This is a genomic window from Ensifer sp. SL37, from assembly GCF_026672675.1.
Taxonomy (GTDB): domain Bacteria; phylum Pseudomonadota; class Alphaproteobacteria; order Rhizobiales; family Rhizobiaceae; genus Ensifer; species Ensifer adhaerens.
The window spans coordinates 605,023-620,754 of sequence record NZ_JAPPRN010000007.1 but is presented as its reverse complement, the minus strand read 5'-3'; the positions used below and the strand labels follow the sequence as shown (position 1 = coordinate 620,754).

At 61.3% G+C, this 15,732-nt stretch carries 16 protein-coding genes; 3 read left to right on the top strand and 13 right to left on the bottom strand.

Annotation, left to right across the window (positions count from 1 at the left end; all coding sequences use genetic code 11):
* Nucleotides 1-9 precede the first annotated feature (9 nt).
* Genes OVA00_RS35225 through OVA00_RS35215 form a run of 3 tightly spaced genes read right to left on the bottom strand, consistent with a single transcriptional unit; the run spans nucleotide 10 to nucleotide 2,739 of the window.
* Complete coding sequence (locus OVA00_RS35225; RefSeq protein WP_060607891.1) at nucleotides 10-804, bottom strand: ABC transporter permease; 795 nt, start codon at nucleotides 802-804, stop codon at nucleotides 10-12.
* A gap of 4 nt (nucleotides 805-808) precedes the next feature.
* Nucleotides 809-1,681, bottom strand: coding sequence for an ABC transporter permease (locus OVA00_RS35220; protein WP_034799957.1), 873 nt, complete (start codon nucleotides 1,679-1,681; stop codon nucleotides 809-811).
* Nucleotides 1,681-2,739: an ABC transporter ATP-binding protein gene (locus tag OVA00_RS35215; RefSeq protein WP_268090712.1), complete on the bottom strand. Its 1,059-nt coding sequence runs from the start codon at nucleotides 2,737-2,739 to the stop codon at nucleotides 1,681-1,683. Before OVA00_RS35215 ends, OVA00_RS35220 begins: the two co-directional genes overlap by 1 nt.
* A gap of 335 nt (nucleotides 2,740-3,074) precedes the next feature.
* On the opposite strand from OVA00_RS35215, the gene OVA00_RS35210 reads away from it, so the two are divergent.
* A complete protein-coding gene (locus tag OVA00_RS35210) occupies nucleotides 3,075-3,899 on the top strand; it encodes an IclR family transcriptional regulator (RefSeq protein WP_060519046.1) in 825 nt (274 codons plus the stop codon).
* 6 nt (nucleotides 3,900-3,905) lie between these two features.
* Nucleotides 3,906-4,181, top strand: a complete 276-nt coding sequence (locus OVA00_RS40155) for a helix-turn-helix domain-containing protein (RefSeq protein WP_082566333.1) — start codon at nucleotides 3,906-3,908, stop codon at nucleotides 4,179-4,181.
* Here OVA00_RS40155 and OVA00_RS35205 read toward each other — a convergent pair.
* The 10 genes from OVA00_RS35205 to OVA00_RS35160 all read right to left on the bottom strand — a co-directional run bounded on the left by OVA00_RS35205 (nucleotide 4,105) and on the right by OVA00_RS35160 (nucleotide 15,180).
* Nucleotides 4,105-4,848, bottom strand: a complete 744-nt coding sequence (locus OVA00_RS35205) for an amino acid ABC transporter ATP-binding protein (protein ID WP_034799947.1) — start codon at nucleotides 4,846-4,848, stop codon at nucleotides 4,105-4,107. The two genes, OVA00_RS40155 and OVA00_RS35205, sit on opposite strands and share 77 nt — an antisense overlap.
* Nucleotides 4,845-5,819 carry an amino acid ABC transporter permease gene (locus tag OVA00_RS35200; protein WP_034799945.1) on the bottom strand — a complete coding sequence of 325 codons (975 nt, stop codon included), beginning with the start codon at nucleotides 5,817-5,819 and terminating at the stop codon, nucleotides 4,845-4,847. Before OVA00_RS35200 ends, OVA00_RS35205 begins: the two co-directional genes overlap by 4 nt.
* 58 nt (nucleotides 5,820-5,877) lie before the next feature.
* Nucleotides 5,878-6,708, bottom strand: coding sequence for a transporter substrate-binding domain-containing protein (locus OVA00_RS35195; protein ID WP_060607905.1), 831 nt, complete (start codon nucleotides 6,706-6,708; stop codon nucleotides 5,878-5,880).
* A 139-nt stretch (nucleotides 6,709-6,847) separates the two neighbouring features.
* Nucleotides 6,848-7,237 carry a carboxymuconolactone decarboxylase family protein gene (locus OVA00_RS35190; RefSeq protein WP_268090710.1) on the bottom strand — a complete coding sequence of 130 codons (390 nt, stop codon included), beginning with the start codon at nucleotides 7,235-7,237 and terminating at the stop codon, nucleotides 6,848-6,850.
* A complete protein-coding gene (locus tag OVA00_RS35185) occupies nucleotides 7,230-8,039 on the bottom strand; it encodes an alpha/beta fold hydrolase (RefSeq protein ID WP_090300638.1) in 810 nt (269 codons plus the stop codon). The genes OVA00_RS35190 and OVA00_RS35185 overlap by 8 nt, the downstream gene beginning before the upstream one ends.
* A gap of 2 nt (nucleotides 8,040-8,041) precedes the next feature.
* On the bottom strand, nucleotides 8,042-9,118 hold the full coding sequence (locus OVA00_RS35180) for an LLM class flavin-dependent oxidoreductase (RefSeq protein ID WP_090300637.1): 1,077 nt from the start codon (nucleotides 9,116-9,118) through the stop codon (nucleotides 8,042-8,044).
* A gap of 34 nt (nucleotides 9,119-9,152) precedes the next feature.
* Nucleotides 9,153-10,667, bottom strand: coding sequence for an aldehyde dehydrogenase (locus OVA00_RS35175; RefSeq protein ID WP_060519039.1), 1,515 nt, complete (start codon nucleotides 10,665-10,667; stop codon nucleotides 9,153-9,155).
* 1 nt (nucleotide 10,668) lies between these two features.
* A complete protein-coding gene (locus OVA00_RS35170) occupies nucleotides 10,669-11,664 on the bottom strand; it encodes a flavin reductase (protein WP_268090709.1) in 996 nt (331 codons plus the stop codon).
* A gap of 180 nt (nucleotides 11,665-11,844) precedes the next feature.
* The gene (locus OVA00_RS35165) at nucleotides 11,845-13,647 is read right to left on the bottom strand and encodes a helix-turn-helix domain-containing protein (protein WP_268090708.1); all 1,803 of its coding nucleotides are present in this window, start codon (nucleotides 13,645-13,647) and stop codon (nucleotides 11,845-11,847) included.
* A gap of 171 nt (nucleotides 13,648-13,818) precedes the next feature.
* Nucleotides 13,819-15,180 carry an amidohydrolase gene (locus OVA00_RS35160; RefSeq protein WP_268090706.1) on the bottom strand — a complete coding sequence of 454 codons (1,362 nt, stop codon included), beginning with the start codon at nucleotides 15,178-15,180 and terminating at the stop codon, nucleotides 13,819-13,821.
* On the opposite strand from OVA00_RS35160, the gene OVA00_RS35155 reads away from it, so the two are divergent.
* Nucleotides 15,119-15,721 carry an amino acid synthesis family protein gene (locus tag OVA00_RS35155; RefSeq protein WP_060519031.1) on the top strand — a complete coding sequence of 201 codons (603 nt, stop codon included), beginning with the start codon at nucleotides 15,119-15,121 and terminating at the stop codon, nucleotides 15,719-15,721. The genes OVA00_RS35160 and OVA00_RS35155 overlap by 62 nt on opposite strands.
* The last annotated feature ends 11 nt before the right edge of the window (nucleotides 15,722-15,732 follow it).

Here is a 15,732-nt window from a genome sequence, read left to right as displayed (position 1 = left end):
CATCGGATATCAGCCCTTGCCCACAAGCAGCCGGTCGAGACCGAACAGGCGATCGAGGATGATCATCGTAACGGTGGCGAGTCCGATCATGAGCGTCGAAACGGCCGCCATCATCGGATCGATGGATTCGCTTGCGTACATGTACATGCGGACCGGCAGCGTTACCGTCGACGGCGAGGTCACGAAGATCGACATGGTCAGCTCGTCAAAACTGTTGATGAAGGCGAGCAACCAGCCGCCGCTGACACCTGGCAGCATGAGCGGCATGGTGATCCGGCGAAACACCGTCCACTCCGCAGCCCCCAGCGTGCGCGCCGCATTTTCGGCATTGCGGTCCATGCTGGTGAGTGACGCCAGGATCAGCCGCAGCGTATAGGGGGTAACGACGATCGCATGGGTGGCGACAAGCCAACCGAAGGACCCGCCCATGCCCATCAGCGAGAAGAGACGCAGGAAAGCGACGCCGAGGACAAGGTGCGGAATGATCAGTGGCGACAGGAAGAGCGCGTTCAGCGCCTCACGGCCGCGGAAATCGTAGCGGGTGATCGCCAGCGCCGCCGGAACCGCAAAAACGGTGGAGATGGTGGCTGACAGCAGGGCGAGCCTTACGCTGTTGCCGAAGGACGACATAAAGTCGGCATGATGGAAAACCGCCTTGAACCACCGTAGCGACAGCCCATTCCAGGGCATCGCCAGGGTGTTTTCCGGCGTGAAGGCCACGAGGCAGACGACCACCATCGGCGCCAGCATGAAGACGACGACAAGGCTATGGAATGCGAGAGCGATAGGTCCGTTTCTCTGCATGGCTTCAACCCAGCTTGCGCTTCGCCTGCCGCTCGATGAGGCGGTTATAGGCGAGCATGATGACGAGATTGGCGACAAGCACGATGATCGCGATGGTCGCACCGAGCGGCCAGTTCAGCTCGATCAGGAACTCGTCGTAGACAAGTGTTGCCGCCATTTTCAGCCGCCGGCCGCCAAGCAGGCCGGGGATGGCAAACGAGCTTGCCGAGAGTGCAAAGACGATGAGGCTGCCCGAGAGGATGCCGAGAGCCGCCTGCGGAAAGACGACGCGACGAAGGGCGGTGAAGCGCGAGGCGCCGAGGGTGAGCGCTGCCGCCTCGACCGTCGGGTCGAGTTTCTGCAGAACGGTCCAGACGGGGATAACCATGAACGGCAGCATGATATGGACGAGACCGATGACGATCGCCGTCTCGGTGTAGAGAAGCTGCACCGGGTCAAGGCCGACAATGGCAAGCGCGCTGTTTACAAAGCCGTTCTTGCCGAGCAGCATGCTCCAGCCGAAGGTGCGCACCACCACAGAAACAAGCAGCGGGCCGATGATCACGAGCAAGAAGATCGACCGCCAGGGCTTGCGCATGTTCGAGAGCACGTAGGCCTCCGGCACACCGATCGCCACCGTGATGACCGTCGTCAGAAGCGCAAGCCGCAATGTCCGCCAGAAGGTCGAGAGATAATATTCGTCCTGCAACACCGTGAGGTAGTTGGCGAAGGTGAAGTCGCTCTGGATCCCGGCGGTATAGTCATAGCTGTTGAAGGAGAGGATCACCGTCAACAGAAGCGGCAAGAGCACGAGGCCGATGAAGAACAAGGTGGTCGGCCCGGAAAGAGCCAACGGCGCGAGCTGGCGCGGCTTGATGGCGGAGGTAGCGGCGCTCATCACTTGGCCGCTCCCGCCAGCACACGACAATCGGCACTCTGCCAGGCAAGCCCAACGGTTTCGCCTTCCATCGGCGGCGGCGCACCGAGATTGGGAACCGCAACGGCAAGAACGCCCGCCGGTGTCTCGGCGCTGACCAGCCATTGGCTCCCCATGAAATAGCGTGTCGTCACTTTGCCCTGGATCTGGCCCTCGCCCGGCTCGGTTAACCGGAGCTTTTCCGGGCGGATGAAGATCGAGACTTTGCCATCCGGCTCGCGGCGGTCGGTGTTGAAGCGGATCGGCGTGTTGTCGATGCTGATCGACGCGCCCTTGCCGTTGAAGGACGAGGTCGCACACATGAAGTTGGACTTGCCGACGAAGGACGAGATGAAGTCGTTGCGGGGATGCTCATAGAGTTCGTAAGGCGTATCGACCTGGGTGATGCGCCCCTTCTCCATGACGACGACGCGGTCGCTGATCGACAGCGCCTCAGCCTGATCATGGGTCACCATGATCGTCGTGATGCCGACGGTCTGCTGGATGCGGCGCAATTCGAACTGCATCTCCTCGCGAAGCTGCGCATCGAGGTTCGATAGCGGCTCGTCAAGCAAAAGCACCGGCGGATTGATGACAAGCGCCCGGGCAATCGCCACGCGCTGGCGCTGCCCGCCCGACATCTCGCGCGGGTAGCGATCGGCAAGCGCCGAGAGATGGACCAGCGACAGGGTCTCCTTGATCCGTTTGTCGCGCTCCGGTTTTGCGACCTTGCGCATTTCGAGGCCGAAGGAAACATTCTGCGCCACGGTCATATGGGGGAAGAGCGCATAGCTCTGGAAGACTACGCCCAGTTCGCGTTGCGGCGGCGGCAAATGAGTGATGTCGCGCCCACCCATGGTTATCGTGCCCGAGGAGGGACGCACGAGCCCGGTGATCATCTGCAGGGTCGTCGTCTTGCCGCAGCCCGAGGGCCCGAGCAGCGAGATAAACTCGCCCTTTTCGACCGCCAGATCGAAATCATGAACGGCTGCGACCGATCCATAAAACTTGGAGACCTTCTCAAGGTTCAGGAAACTCATGCTCATTCTCCCCTGGGTCGCTACCCCTGAGATCGCCTGCCCCATTTTTCTTGTCGGCGATCCCGGCGGCTGCGACACGTCGTCAACCATCGAACCTTCCTTCAGGCGTTGAGATCTCCGGCGTACGCGAGTGCACCGATAAAGGCACGGTTTCGCGCTCGGAATAGCCTCTCGGCTATTCACGTCTGGCACATCCACCCCTTGAAGAAGGCTTGTGTGAATTAACTCCAGGAAATTGACGAAAAACACAAATGCAATTTTCTATTTCGGAATTTTTTGTTAGAAAAATCCGATATACGGAATTACGCCACGCAGATTTTGAAAGATTTTCGCAAATGTCGGAATCAGAGAACGCCGGAAGCTCCAGCCTCACCAAGGCGATCCACATCCTGAAAGACCTCGCAGATAACGCGAGCGAGGGTGTGCGGGTCATCGATCTCGCGCGGAGGCTGAATCTCAGCCAGCCATCGGCGCATCGGCTATTGAAGACCCTGATTGCCGAAGGCCTCGTCGAGCAAATGCCAGAGGGGAAATCCTACCGCCTGTCGCTGGAGTTCTTCTCGATCGCCTCGCAGGCGCGCCGGCGAGAAGGCATCCTCGACATCGCCCGGCCGTCGCTCTTGAGGCTGTCCGCCACCTTCAACGACACGGTCTTTCTGCTGGTGCGCAGCAATTTTGACGCAATCTGCCTCGACCGCGTCGAGGGTCCCTTCCCGATCCGCTCCTTTACCGGCGACATCGGTGGCAAGGTGCCGCTCGGCATCGGCCAGGGCAGCATCGCCATCCTCGCCCACCTGCCAGAGGAAGAACGCGAGGCGATCATCAAGTTCAATATGCCTCGCATCATGGACCGGGCGGCGATCGACGAGGTGGACCTGCGCATCAAGATCGAGGAGGTCAGGCGGATCGGCGCAGCCCAGATGAACTTCGAGATGATCGAGGGCATGGCCGGGCTCGGCGTGCCGGTTCTTGACCGCAACGGCATCGCCGTCGCCTCCTTGAGCATCGGCACGCTGGCATCGCGCCTGACGGAAACGCGAAGCGGCACGATCACCGATCTCTTGAAGGCAGAGGCGCAAGCGATCAGCAGTAAGCTCAATCCTTTCGACCCGACCCTACGTTATCCGGCCTCCGCCTTGCGGGCCGCGCAGAAGGGCTGAACCTTTTTGCGACTGAACTACGGGCGGTACCTGCTTTCCGGGGGCTCGCTGACTGTGATGGAAATTGCAAATATCACAGGCTTCGCGGACACAGCGCACTTCTCGCGTGAGTTTCGCAAAGCGTTCGGAGACACGCCGAGCGCGTTCCGCGCATCAGAACGCACCAACGAGCATCAACTGGTAGCTGAAACTGTTGGGCGCCGAGCTAATGCTTCAGGATCTGACCGAGAAACAGCTTGGTCCGCTCGTGTTTTGGATTGTCGAAGAAATCATCGGGCCTAGCCTCCTCGAGAATCTGTCCCGAGTTCATGAAGATTACGCGATCTGCGACGGCCCTGGCGAACCCCATCTCGTGGGTGACGCAGACCATCGTCATGCCGTCCTTTGCCAGGCTCGTCATGGTATCAAGGACTTCGGACACCATCTCGGGGTCGAGCGCGGATGTCGGTTCGTCAAACAGCATCACGGCCGGCTGCATGCAGAGCGAGCGCGCGATCGCGACGCGCTGCTGTTGGCCGCCGGAAAGCTGGATTGGAAACTTGTGGGCCTGTTCCGGGATGCGTACCCGATCGAGGAATGTGAGCGCCCTTGCCCGCGCCTCCGCTTCCGGCACGCCGTTGATCCACATCGGTCCGACCATGCAGTTCATCAGCACGGTCATGTGCGGGAAAAGGTTGAAGTGCTGGAACACCATGCCGACGTTGCGGCGCACATCCGAGACATTGCGCATCTTCGGATGCAGGTTGATGCCGTTGACGACGATCTCACCTTCCTGGTGCGCTTCCAGGCGGTTGAAGCACCGGATCAAGGTAGATTTGCCGGATCCGGACGGACCGCAAATCACGATGCGTTCGCCCTTGCGGACCGTCAGGTTGATGTCGGTCAGCACCTGGAAGGCGCCGTACCACTTGGAAACATTTTTGACGTCGATGATGGTCTCGGCGCTCATCTGACCTTGCTCCTGGCATAGTGACGTTCGATGCGGGACTGGATCAGCTCGAGAACGATAGACATCGTCCAATAGAGCATGGCGGCCGATATGAGCATTTCCATATGCTGGAAGGTCTTCTGGCCAAGCGTTCGTGCGAGAAACATGAGCTCCCAGACACCGATGACGGAGACCAGCGAGCTGTCCTTCAGCATGGAAATGAACTGGTTACCGGTCGGCGGGATGATGACCGGCAACGCCTGAGGCAGGATGACCTTGCGCATCGTCAGCCCGAAGCCGAAGCCGATAGAGCGCGACGCCTCCCACTGGCCGCGGTCGATGCTCTGGATGCCGGAGCGGAAGATTTCCGTCATGTATGCGCCGTAGCAGAGCGAAAGTGCCAGAATACCGGCCGGCACCGCGTCGATGATGAAGCCGAGCTGCGGCAGGCCGAGATAGATCAGATAAACCTGCATCAACAGCGGCAGACCGCGAAAGAAGGACGTGTAGAAGCTCGCAATCGCATAGGCGAAGCCGTTGGTCGAGAGCTTGGCCACGGCGCCAAGGATGGCGATCGCCGAGGCAATCACAATCGAGATCGCCGAAACATAGACCGTCGTCACCAGCCCTTGCGTGATGAGGAACGGCAACTTTTCCTCTATAAAGGGCAGGCTGAGATCGAAGGTCTGGAAGAAGGCGAGGAACAGCGCCAGCAACTCGAGCCAGACGACCACGATCTGGACCCTGAGGCTCGCAAAGCCGATCAGGACGATGTTGAGGCAGAAGAGCACCGCCACGACGAAGGCGGTCGCAAAGCGGCCGTAGAATCCGCTTTCGAGCGGCTCGCCGATCACTGGCCGCATCAATTCGCCCATCGTTGTGCCGGTCAGGCCGAAGGCCGTGAAGGCAATGAGGACGGCAGCGAACATGCTGGCCACGAACCATGGTTTGTGGACGAGTATTTCGGACTCGACAGTATCCGGATAAAGCATCTTTGGTCCCTTTGGACAACGTGCGGTCCGGCTGCCCGGACCGCCAGACATGGCTGCCTTACTTCACGACGGTGTAGTCGACGCCGTACCATTTCTCCGACAGCTTGCTCAGCGTGCCATCGTCCTGCATCGCCTTGATCGCTTCGGCGATCTTGTCGCTCAGCTCCTTGTCGCCGTGTTCGACGGCGACTGCGAGCGGTTCGTAAAAGACCGGGTCGCCAACCTGCTTGATCGGATAGCCGGCCTTGATTGCGTCGCGAATGCTGGGCAGCGAGGATACGACTGCGTCGAGCCGCACGCCGTCACCGAGGCGCAAATCATCGAATGCGGTCGTCGAGTTGGCGTAGGACTTCACCTCTTTCGGCTTGAAGGTGTATTCGAAGGCAGGTGCGCCAGCAGCGTCGAGGGTCAGATCCTGTTTGGCATAGGCTTCGAAGGTGGACGTCGCCGTCGCGCCGACGACCTTGTCGTCCAGATCGATCAGGCCGACCACAGGGCTGTCCTTGTGCACGGCCACGGCGGCCGGGGTGTAGTAGTAGACGGCCGGGAAATCGAAGACCTTGGCACGCTCCTTTGTCGGCGTCATCGAGCCGACATGCATGTCCCAGCGCCCCTGCCAATTGCCGGCCGTGATGATGTCCCAGCCGGGGGTAACAAACTCGACACCGACACCCAACCGCTTGGCGAGTTCCTTGGCGACATCGACATCGAAGCCGTCCATCTCGTTCTTTTCGTTCATGAAGGACTGCGGCGCCCAGTTGGCGTCGGTCGCTACCTTCAGTGTCTTTGCATCGAGCACGTGGTCGAGTACGGCACCGGCGTGGGCCGGAACGATCGCGAGCGACAAGGCAAACGATGCCGCCGCGGTGAGTTTTGCGAATGTGTTCATGTTGTCGTTCCCTTTTTCGTTCTGGTTTTTGACAGGGTCCTCTTCCTGCCATCGGGTTGATCTTGAGTTCTGAGCCCGCCATCCGTCTTCCGGCGATACGAGGTAGCGCGGCGCTGCCCCTTCCTAAAAAACGTGGAAGTCAGCGCTCTCCTTTTTCAGCCATCTCGTCGCGGACGCGCCGGGCCACACGGAACGCTTCGACGCCTGCGGGAATGCCGCAATAGATCGCGATCTGGACGAGTGCTGCGTGAAGCTCTTCGTCGGTCAAACCGTTGCGGATCGCCCCGCGAAAGTGGACGCCGAATTCGTGCATGCGGTTGAGCGCTGCAAGCATTCCGAGGTTCAGTAGGCTGCGGCTCCTCAGATCGAGGCTTTCGTCCGTCCAGACGGTGCCCCAGCAATGTTCGTTCAACAGATCCTGAAAGGGCCGCGAGAAGGCATCGCTGCTGCCGATTGCCCCATCGACATAGCCATCGCCGAGCACCTGGCGCCGGATGGCCTCTCCCCTTGCTCGCAGTGCCTCATCCATCGACCGTCTCCCCCTGGCTCATGAACTCGCCCATCAGCGTTGCCACGACGTCGGGCGCCTCGATCAAGATGGAATGGCGAAGGCCCGGCAGGATACGAAGCTCGGACCCGGGAATGCGCTCGTGCATGTAGCGCGCCATGCGCGGGTTGGAGCCGGCATCGTCTTCGCCGGTAGCAATCAGCGTTGGGCATCGGATCTGGTCGAGAAAGCCGCCGAAATCCGTTTCCGCCAACACACGATAGGCTGCCGCGTAGCAGTCGGGATCGTTTTCGGCATCCCGCGCCCTTAGCCGTTGGATCACCTGCGGGTTGTTCTCCTGGAACTCTTCCGTCAGCCAGCGCGACAGCGAGGCATTGTGATGGTCGGCAGGCGTTCCGTCTCTGAGGGCGGCGAGGCGGTCGAGAACCCGCTCACGCTCGGCCGGCGTGCGGCCGGCGACGGTCGCCAAGAGCGCCAGCCTGCGCAGACGTCCAAGGTGGGTCAGAGCGAGACGCTGGGCGATCAGGCCGCCCAGCGAAAAGCCTGCAAGATTGAAGGTCGGGAAGCCCGCTGCGTCGGCAAGCCCCAGCGTCTCGTTGACGAAGTCGTCGATCTCGTAGCGGCCCTTGACCCGGCTGGAGCGGCCATGACCACGAAGGTCGAATGTCAGGATCGTGAACCGGTCCTTCAAGCGTTCGACCACGCCCGACCACGCTTCGAGATAGGAGCCGACGCCGTGGATGCAGACGAGCGGTTCGCCTTCTCCCTCGATGCGGTAGTTGAGCGTCACCTCTCCGACGGTATGGCGCTGAGCTCCTGCCATGTTCAGGCACCCACCGCGATACGCTTCTGTTCCTTCTCACGGGCCGCGAAGAAGGGCATGATTTCGCTGACAAATAGCTCCAGCGTCCGCTTCTGCAGCTCGAACGGCAGATTGAAGGTCAGGCCCAGGCAATACTGGTCCACACCGGCGGCCTCATAGACCAACAGCTTCTCGATCGCTTCGTCCGGCGTGCCGAACATCAGGTTCTTGCGGATGTTGTCCGGATTGTAGTTGTCCTTGCCCTTGACCGCTTCGTAGGGCACTGCCTCGGGGAAGCCGTTGTGCACCGTGCCGATGTTCTGCATGAGGTTTTCGAAGGCGCGGCCGTAGTCCATGCTGTGCTTGACGGCACGTTCCCACCCATCCGGCCGGTCGTAGACGCAGGTGCGGCGCTGCATCATAAAGCGCGGGCGCGGCACCTCCGGATGATCGGCGACCGCCTTGCGAAATTTCTCGGAGAGCACGTGGATTTCGGCTTCCGGCGCGGAGAGCGGCGTCGATAGGATACTGGCGCCGTTTGCGATCGCCCAGTCGAAGGTTCCGGGATCGCGCGCCGCCACCCAGATAGGCGGGTGGGGTTGCTGCAGCGGCTTCGGCACTGCCGCCGTGACCGGAAACTTCCAGTATTGTCCCTCATGGGCATAGTCGCCGGACCAGAGCTTCTTCACGGCCGGCACGATCTCCTTCATGTAGGCCACCCCCTCCTGCTGCGGAATACCACCCGCCATACGGTCGAACTCGTACTGGTAGGAACCGCGCGCGATCCCGAACTCAAGGCGGCCATTGGTCAGGTGATCGCAGAGCGCCGACTCGCCGGCGAGCCGGATGGGATTCCAATAGGGCGCGACCAGAGTGGAGGTGCCGAGCCGGATGCGATCCGTGTGCTGCGCGAGCCAGACCAGCGTCTGGAACGGATTGGGGGAGATCGTGCATTCCAGCGTATGGTGTTCTGCAGTCCACAGCGTTTCGAAGCCGCCTTCGTCGGCAAGCCGCGCGAGTTGCAGCAAGTTGCTCTTGACCTGCTCCATCGGAGTATCGGGGGAGAAGCGTTCCATCGTGAGGGAGACTGCGAACTTCATGTTTTCTGCCTTTCCTGTGCCCGTGCTTTTGCTGTCACTTCAGACGGATGACGAAGGGGTCCTGCATCGCGCCGGAGTAGTCGACGATGACGTTCTTCAACCGCGAGAACTCGTGCATGACCTCGAACCCGCCGCGCCGGCCGTAGCCGCTTTCCTTGAAGCCGCCGTTGGCAGACATGAAAGACGCGGAGCGGTAGGTGTTAATCCAGACGGTCCCGGCATCGATCCGGTTGGCGAACCGCAGCGCCCGGTCGATGTCCTTTGTCCAGATGCCGGAAGCCAAGCCGTATCGCGTATCGTTGGCGAGCCGGATCATCTCTTCCTCGTCGCGGAACGGCATGACGCCGACCACCGGACCGAAGAGTTCGTCGCGCATGAAGGTCATGTCGTTTTGCGCATCGACCATCACTGTCGGCTCGAAATACCAGCCCCCTGACGAAAGCCCTTGCCGCTGCGGACGCCGCCCGCCGGCGGCAACGCGCGCCCCTTCCTTGACGCCGGAGGCCACGTAGGATTCAACCTTGGAGAGCTGATCGGCGAGCGCGAGCGGACCGATGTCGGTGTCCTCGACCGCCGGGAGACCGACCCGTATGCGTTGCGTTCGGGCGACGAGCGCCTCAACGAAGCGATCATAGATGCGCTCCTCGACGAAGCAGCGGGAGCCGGCAACGCAAGTCTGGCCAGCGGCTGCGAAGACCCCGGAGACGACGCCGTTGACCGCATGTTCGATGTCGACATCACCAAAGACGACATGAGGCGACTTGCCGCCAAGCTCCATCGAGCACGGAACAAGGTTCTGCGCGGCGTTGCCGGCGATGCGCCGGCCGGTGGCCGTGCTGCCTGTGAAGACGTATTTCGCAACGCCAGGATGACGCGTCAGCGCCTCACCGGCGCTCTGGCCCGTACCCGTCACGACATTGACGACGCCGGCGGGAAAGCCCGCCTCGTGGATCAGTTCCGCAAGCGCCAAGGTCGAGGCGGTCGCGTGTTCCGAGGGCTTGATGACGACCGTATTGCCGATTGCAAGGCACGGTGCCAGCGTGCCGGTCAGAAGCATCAACGGCGAATTCCACGGCGTGATCATGCCGACGACGCCCAAGGGTTCGCGCAGGTTGAAGTTCAGCGTATCGAGACGATTGATTGGAATGGTCTCGCCCTGCAGCTTGTCGGCCATGCCCGCGAAATAGTGATAGCTGTCTGGCATCGAGCGCATCTGCGCCCGGGTTTCCTTGAGAAGCTTGCCGTTGTCGCGCGTCTCGATTTCCGCCAGCCTATCGGCATTGGCGCGAACAAGTTCGGCGAGACGGCGCATCAGCGCGCCGCGATCGGTCTGCGTCATGCGGCGCCAGGCCGGGTCGCGGAAGGCGGCGGCGGCAGCAACGACGGCTGCCCCGACATCGTCCGCACCTGCTTCAGCAAAATGATACCAGGGCTCGCCCGTCGTCGGGTCGAAACTGGCGATGTAGTTGCCGTTCTTCGGTGCCACGAACTGGCCGCCGATGAACAGCAACTGGCGCGAACCCTCGATGGAATTGACCGTCGTCTTCATTTCATTGTCCTTGGTCTTGGGAGGTCTGAAGCCAGGTGCGAGCTTCGCCGTCGATCATCGCCACACGGCCGCCATCGTCGGAATCCATGTAGATGCCGAACCGGCCGGCTTGCCGCTCGCGCACGTAGCGGCGCAACATGGACTGCAGTTCGTGCGTCGCGATCGTATCGTCAGGAAGATCGTCGAGCGGGAAGAAGCGCAGATCGGATGGCAGGCTCGTGCCGGCGCCGCCCTCACCCGCCAGCCGTGCGCGATAGACCAGGTAGCCCGGATCGCTGTCGGCGACATCGAAGACCGAGTAAAGGAAGGTCTCGTCCGGGACGAGGCTGAGCGCGTCGCCACCGTCGATGACGAGCTGGCTGTCGGCTTTGCGGCGCCGTGCTGACGGCAGAACCCAGCCGCCCTTGCCATCCGAACGCAGCAGCAAGCCTTCACCGGCCTCGATCAGATAGCCGATGATCATCCCATGCGACGCAAGCCAGCCGTTTGGCAGCGGGTCCTTCACACTGGCATAGCGGCCGCGGCAAAAGCCGAGCGGTGCGGTGGGACTGGTGCCGAATGCGCGAACCTGGCCGATCAGGATTGCATGGTCGCCGGCGTCCACGGTGTTGTAAGTCGTGCAATCGAACCAGGTCAGGCTGTCAGTCAGGACCGGCGCGCCCGTGTGGATATGATCGTGGGTCACCGACTGGAATTTGTCGGGGGATTTCGAGGCAAAGTTTCCCGAGACGTCGACCTGTCCTTCATGGAGGATATTGACCGCAAAACATCCCGAATTCGTGAAGGCAGGAAAGCTCGACGCGGATTTCGCGACGCAGACCAATAGCAGCGGCGGATCGAGCGAAACCGACGTGAAGGAATTCGCCGTCATTCCACGCGGCGTGCCATCTTCGTCGCGGGTGGTGATGACGGTGACACCGGTTACAAACGTGCCGAAGGCGCGACGAAGCGCAATCGGATCAATCGGCACGTCCGTCGATGCTGCTGTCTCAACCATGCGCTTCTCGCCTCCTCACCATCAAGTTGGTTGGAGGCTAACGCCGTGATGGCGACAATGCTTCCATGGCTTCAAAGGAGGAGCGAAGGAACTTCTCCATCGATCCCGAGGAGACGATCAAAGGCGCAGAAGATCGGTGGCGACGAGGTCAAAAGGCGATACTTGGCCGATGAAGATAAGCTAGCTGCTGGCGGTAGAGCGGTTGTCGATGACGCCGTGCAGGCGGATCGCGAGCTCGACGGCAAAGCGCTTTTCCGGCGTCTCGACATCGACGCCGAACAGTTCCTGGATGCGCGCCAGCCGATAGCGCAGCGTCGTCACATGCAGGCCCATAGCATCGGCACAGGCCTGATTTCGGCAACCTTCCTGCAGATACACCGACAGGGTTTCGAGGTAAGGAGTACCGTTGTCCCGGTCGTGATCGGCAATGGCGCCCACGCTCTCCTGCACGAAGCCGCGCACGTCGCCCGCCTCGCAGGCGGCGACCAGCATCGGCAGCGGGCCGAAATCCTGGGCGGAGACCGCCCCGGTCAGGCCGAATGAACGCCCGATGCGGATCATCCGGGCGCAGCGCTCCCAGGCTGGCGGATAGTCCGAAAGGGCCGCACACCGATTGCTGGCGACGACGATAGGTGCCTCGTCGAAATAGCGGCCGAGTTCCTCGGCGATACGCCGCGCGAGCTTTGTCGTGCGCTCTTGCCGCTTACCCGTATCATGAGGGACGAGGCAGACGACGCCGCCCTCGACCGCGATCAGGTTTGCCTGGACGGATGCCTGCTGCATGACACGCGAGAGCGTGTGCTCCACATCGACAGAAGCGCCGCCAAATGCCTTCGTCTTATCCGGAAAATCGACGACGATCATCTGCTGAGGCGTTGAGAAGCTGAGCCCCAGCCGTTGAGCCCGCTGGGCGACATCACCGGCATTACGCCACCGCGCCTCCACGATCTCGAAAAAGAGTTCGGTCTGCGTCCGCGTCTCGAAGCGAAACCGGATGAAGCTTCGCATCATCTGCACGCTCAATGCAAACTTGGCGCTGTCGAGCATCAGGAGATCGAGATCGCTGAATTCGCGGGTCGTCGGGAAAATGATGAGCGCCCCAACCAGTTGATTGTCGACCATCAGCGCTTCGATGCGGGCCGTTATTTTGAACCGTTGCGTGCCGTCGTCGAGGTAGAGGCTCACGGCGTCGGCCGTCCCGCGCTCGACGGCATCACGGGCCGCCTTCATCAGCGGCCGGCTAAGAACGGTAGCGGCCGCCTGCTGCCAACCAGCCTCGTCGTAAAGCGCATTCGGCGACCGGCCAGCAACGACCTGATTGGCCGTGAAATCAACGACGACGGCCGGGTTCGGCAACATCTTCCCAACCATGCTGGAAAGCGATGCGACCGACCCGTCGCTCAACACATGTTCGAGCAGCGACGTATGCGCCTCCAGCGCGCGTTCCAGCCGCTGGGCGGATCGCTTCTCAGCTTCGAGACGGTGTTCCCGTTGGACGGCGATGGCGCCGAGGTGGATGATCGTGCCGAGAAAAGCAAGGTCGTCCTCCGACACTTCAGTCACCTCGCGGGCGATGACGCTGAGCACCATCGGGCGGCCCTCAGCATCCCTGCAGTTCATCGGCATGACGAGCACCGTTCGATAGTCGCGCTCGAAGGCCTCTTTTCTGTAGCCCGGAAACTCGCCCGACGCACGCGCGTCCCTGATATAGACGGGCTCATTGCGCTGCAAGGCGATCAGGGAGGGGCTGGTCGCCAGCTCCCACTTGTCGGGCAGCTGCCGCTCGATCAGCGTTGGATCATGGCGCACGATGACATAGGCGTACCCATGCGCAGCGTCGATCCCCATGATTGAGCCTAGGGCCCAGTTCGCATGGCGGCATGCAGCGGCGATGAGCTGCTGCAATGCCGTCTGAAGATCGCTACCGCTGTTAATCTGGCTCGCGATGTCGCGGAGCGACAATATCCGGGAATTCTGATCCAACTGCCTCGCCTCTTGATTTCTATCAATCAACATGCGCGCCGGTAGTGGACAAGTCTACTTCGTTTCGATGGATATCTTCGGCCAAACTTTCTATGAAAGGTAGTATCTTCAACGCCGAGTTCGAGGTCATCGAACTGGCGATGACCTCGAAGCCGCTATCCCATTCAGGCTTCAGTCAACGCCGGCTTTTTCGAGCACTGAGATCGCCAGAACCTTCGCCCCCGTCTTGATGGAAGTCTCCGGGGCCGGAGCGAAAAATGGCGAATGATTGGAGGGAACGGGCCTGTTCTCTTGGCTGGCTTTTTCAACCTGTTCGGGTGAGGTCCCGCCAACCCAATAGAAAATGGAAGGCACGCCTGCTTCTATGAACTCGGGATAGGTCTCGACGCCCAACGTCGGCTGGACCGCGGTCGGGACGTAGACGACGCCGTCAAAGGACGCATCCAATGCCGGCCTGACGTCGCCGATCAGCTCTGACGAGTTCGTGCCGGCCACAGCGCCGCCGCCGATGCGCAGCAGTTCCGGTTCCGGCGCCATGGCCGATTGCGCCGTCGTCCTGGCGACGCGCTGCATCGCCTCCAGCAGCAGCTTGCGCGTCTCCGGCGTGGTCGAACGCATGGTCAACTTCAGCTTGGCCTGATCGGGGATGATGTTGCCCGCAGTCCCCGCCTGAAAACTTCCGACCGTAATCACGCCCGGTTCGCGCGGATCCTTCTCACGGCTCACAACAGCCTGGATATCGGTGACGAAACGGGCCCCCTGGACGATCGGATCGATCGAGAGATGCGGAGCGCTGCCATGCGCCCCGCGACCCTTGAAGGTCAAGTCGAACGTATCGGAGTTTCCGCTGAAGGCACCGTCCTTCACGGTTATTTTGCCGGCGGGATCACCGTTCACGTGCATGGCGAAGCCGAAATCTGGCTTCGGAAACTTCTCGAACAGGCCGGCCTTGAGCATGGCCGTTGCGCCGCCGCCGATTTCTTCGGCCGGCTCACCGACGAGGAGCAGCGTTCCATGCCAATCATCCTTCATCTCGACCAGCAATTGGGCCGCCCCAAGCCATGACGCCATATGGATATCATGGCCGCAGCTATGGGCGACAAAGACCTTTGCCGTCTCATCTGAGTTTCCAGGCCATTGGGTTGCCGGCACCTGTACGCGGCTGGCGTAATCGAGCCCGGTCTTTTCCTCCATCGGCAGCGCATCGAGTTCGGTTCGCAGCATGATCGTCGGGCCGTCGCCATTCCTAAAGACACCGACGAGAGCGGTACCCGCACCCAAGCCGACGGTCACCTCGAAGCCAAGCTTCTCCAATTCTGCCGCCAGACGCTTTGCCGTCCGTGTCTCATGACAACGCGGGGATCTCCTTGTCTTTGCAGCAACGACCGGTGCCCACTTCCTCGAAACAGAGGAAGAAATACCCAGGCGAGCCGGTAAGTTGTCGCAAGTTTCCACTATCAGCGGCCTCCCAATGACACTCGGCATCCGAAAAATTTGCACCTTCCTGGAAGAAACCCTTATCGAAGGCGGCAAGATAGCGCCGCGCCCGGTCAACGTCGTCTTGGTGGCTGCAGTGATCCAGAACCCCTGGGCAGGGCGAGGCTTTGTCGAAGATCTGCGGCCGGAAATCACTCGCATCGCCGGTGAACTTAGCCAGGAGATGACGGGCCGGCTGCTCCGCCAGATGCCTGCGGATAAGGTCGAGGCTTGCGGCAAGGCCGCGGCCGTCGGCATCGCCGGTGAGATCGAACATGCCTCGGCGATGATCCACACGCTGCGCTTCGGCAACCCCTTCCGCGAAGCGATCGGCGGCACGAACTACCTCGAATTTGCCAACACTCGTAATGCGCCGGGCGCTCTGTTGTCGCTGCCGATGATGCACAAGAGTGAGAACGGCAAACGATCGCATTTCCTTACCGCCAACTTCCAGATCGCCGACGCCCCCGGCCCCGACGAGATCATCGTTGCTATCGGCGCTGCCGATAGCGGTCGCGCGCACGCGCGCATCGCCGACCGTTTTCAAGACATCGCGGAGATGGAAGCAGAAAAGGCGGCATTGCTCGGAAGCGCTTGACGCAGACCAGA

What these genes read in the sequence shown, in the direction of transcription:
- OVA00_RS35225 (WP_060607891.1), bottom strand. Translation starts at nt 804, where the DNA reads ATGCAGAGAAACGGACCTATCGCTCTCGCATTCCATAGCCTTGTCGTC.
- OVA00_RS35220 (WP_034799957.1), bottom strand. Translation starts at nt 1,681, where the DNA reads ATGAGCGCCGCTACCTCCGCCATCAAGCCGCGCCAGCTCGCGCCGTTG.
- OVA00_RS35215 (WP_268090712.1), bottom strand. Translation starts at nt 2,739, where the DNA reads ATGAGTTTCCTGAACCTTGAGAAGGTCTCCAAGTTTTATGGATCGGTC.
- OVA00_RS35210 (WP_060519046.1), top strand. Translation starts at nt 3,075, where the DNA reads ATGTCGGAATCAGAGAACGCCGGAAGCTCCAGCCTCACCAAGGCGATC.
- OVA00_RS35205 (WP_034799947.1), bottom strand. Translation starts at nt 4,848, where the DNA reads ATGAGCGCCGAGACCATCATCGACGTCAAAAATGTTTCCAAGTGGTAC.
- OVA00_RS35200 (WP_034799945.1), bottom strand. Translation starts at nt 5,819, where the DNA reads ATGCTTTATCCGGATACTGTCGAGTCCGAAATACTCGTCCACAAACCA.
- OVA00_RS35195 (WP_060607905.1), bottom strand. Translation starts at nt 6,708, where the DNA reads ATGAACACATTCGCAAAACTCACCGCGGCGGCATCGTTTGCCTTGTCG.
- OVA00_RS35190 (WP_268090710.1), bottom strand. Translation starts at nt 7,237, where the DNA reads ATGGATGAGGCACTGCGAGCAAGGGGAGAGGCCATCCGGCGCCAGGTG.
- OVA00_RS35185 (WP_090300638.1), bottom strand. Translation starts at nt 8,039, where the DNA reads ATGGCAGGAGCTCAGCGCCATACCGTCGGAGAGGTGACGCTCAACTAC.
- OVA00_RS35180 (WP_090300637.1), bottom strand. Translation starts at nt 9,118, where the DNA reads ATGAAGTTCGCAGTCTCCCTCACGATGGAACGCTTCTCCCCCGATACT.
- OVA00_RS35175 (WP_060519039.1), bottom strand. Translation starts at nt 10,667, where the DNA reads ATGAAGACGACGGTCAATTCCATCGAGGGTTCGCGCCAGTTGCTGTTC.
- OVA00_RS35170 (WP_268090709.1), bottom strand. Translation starts at nt 11,664, where the DNA reads ATGGTTGAGACAGCAGCATCGACGGACGTGCCGATTGATCCGATTGCG.
- OVA00_RS35155 (WP_060519031.1), top strand. Translation starts at nt 15,119, where the DNA reads ATGACACTCGGCATCCGAAAAATTTGCACCTTCCTGGAAGAAACCCTT.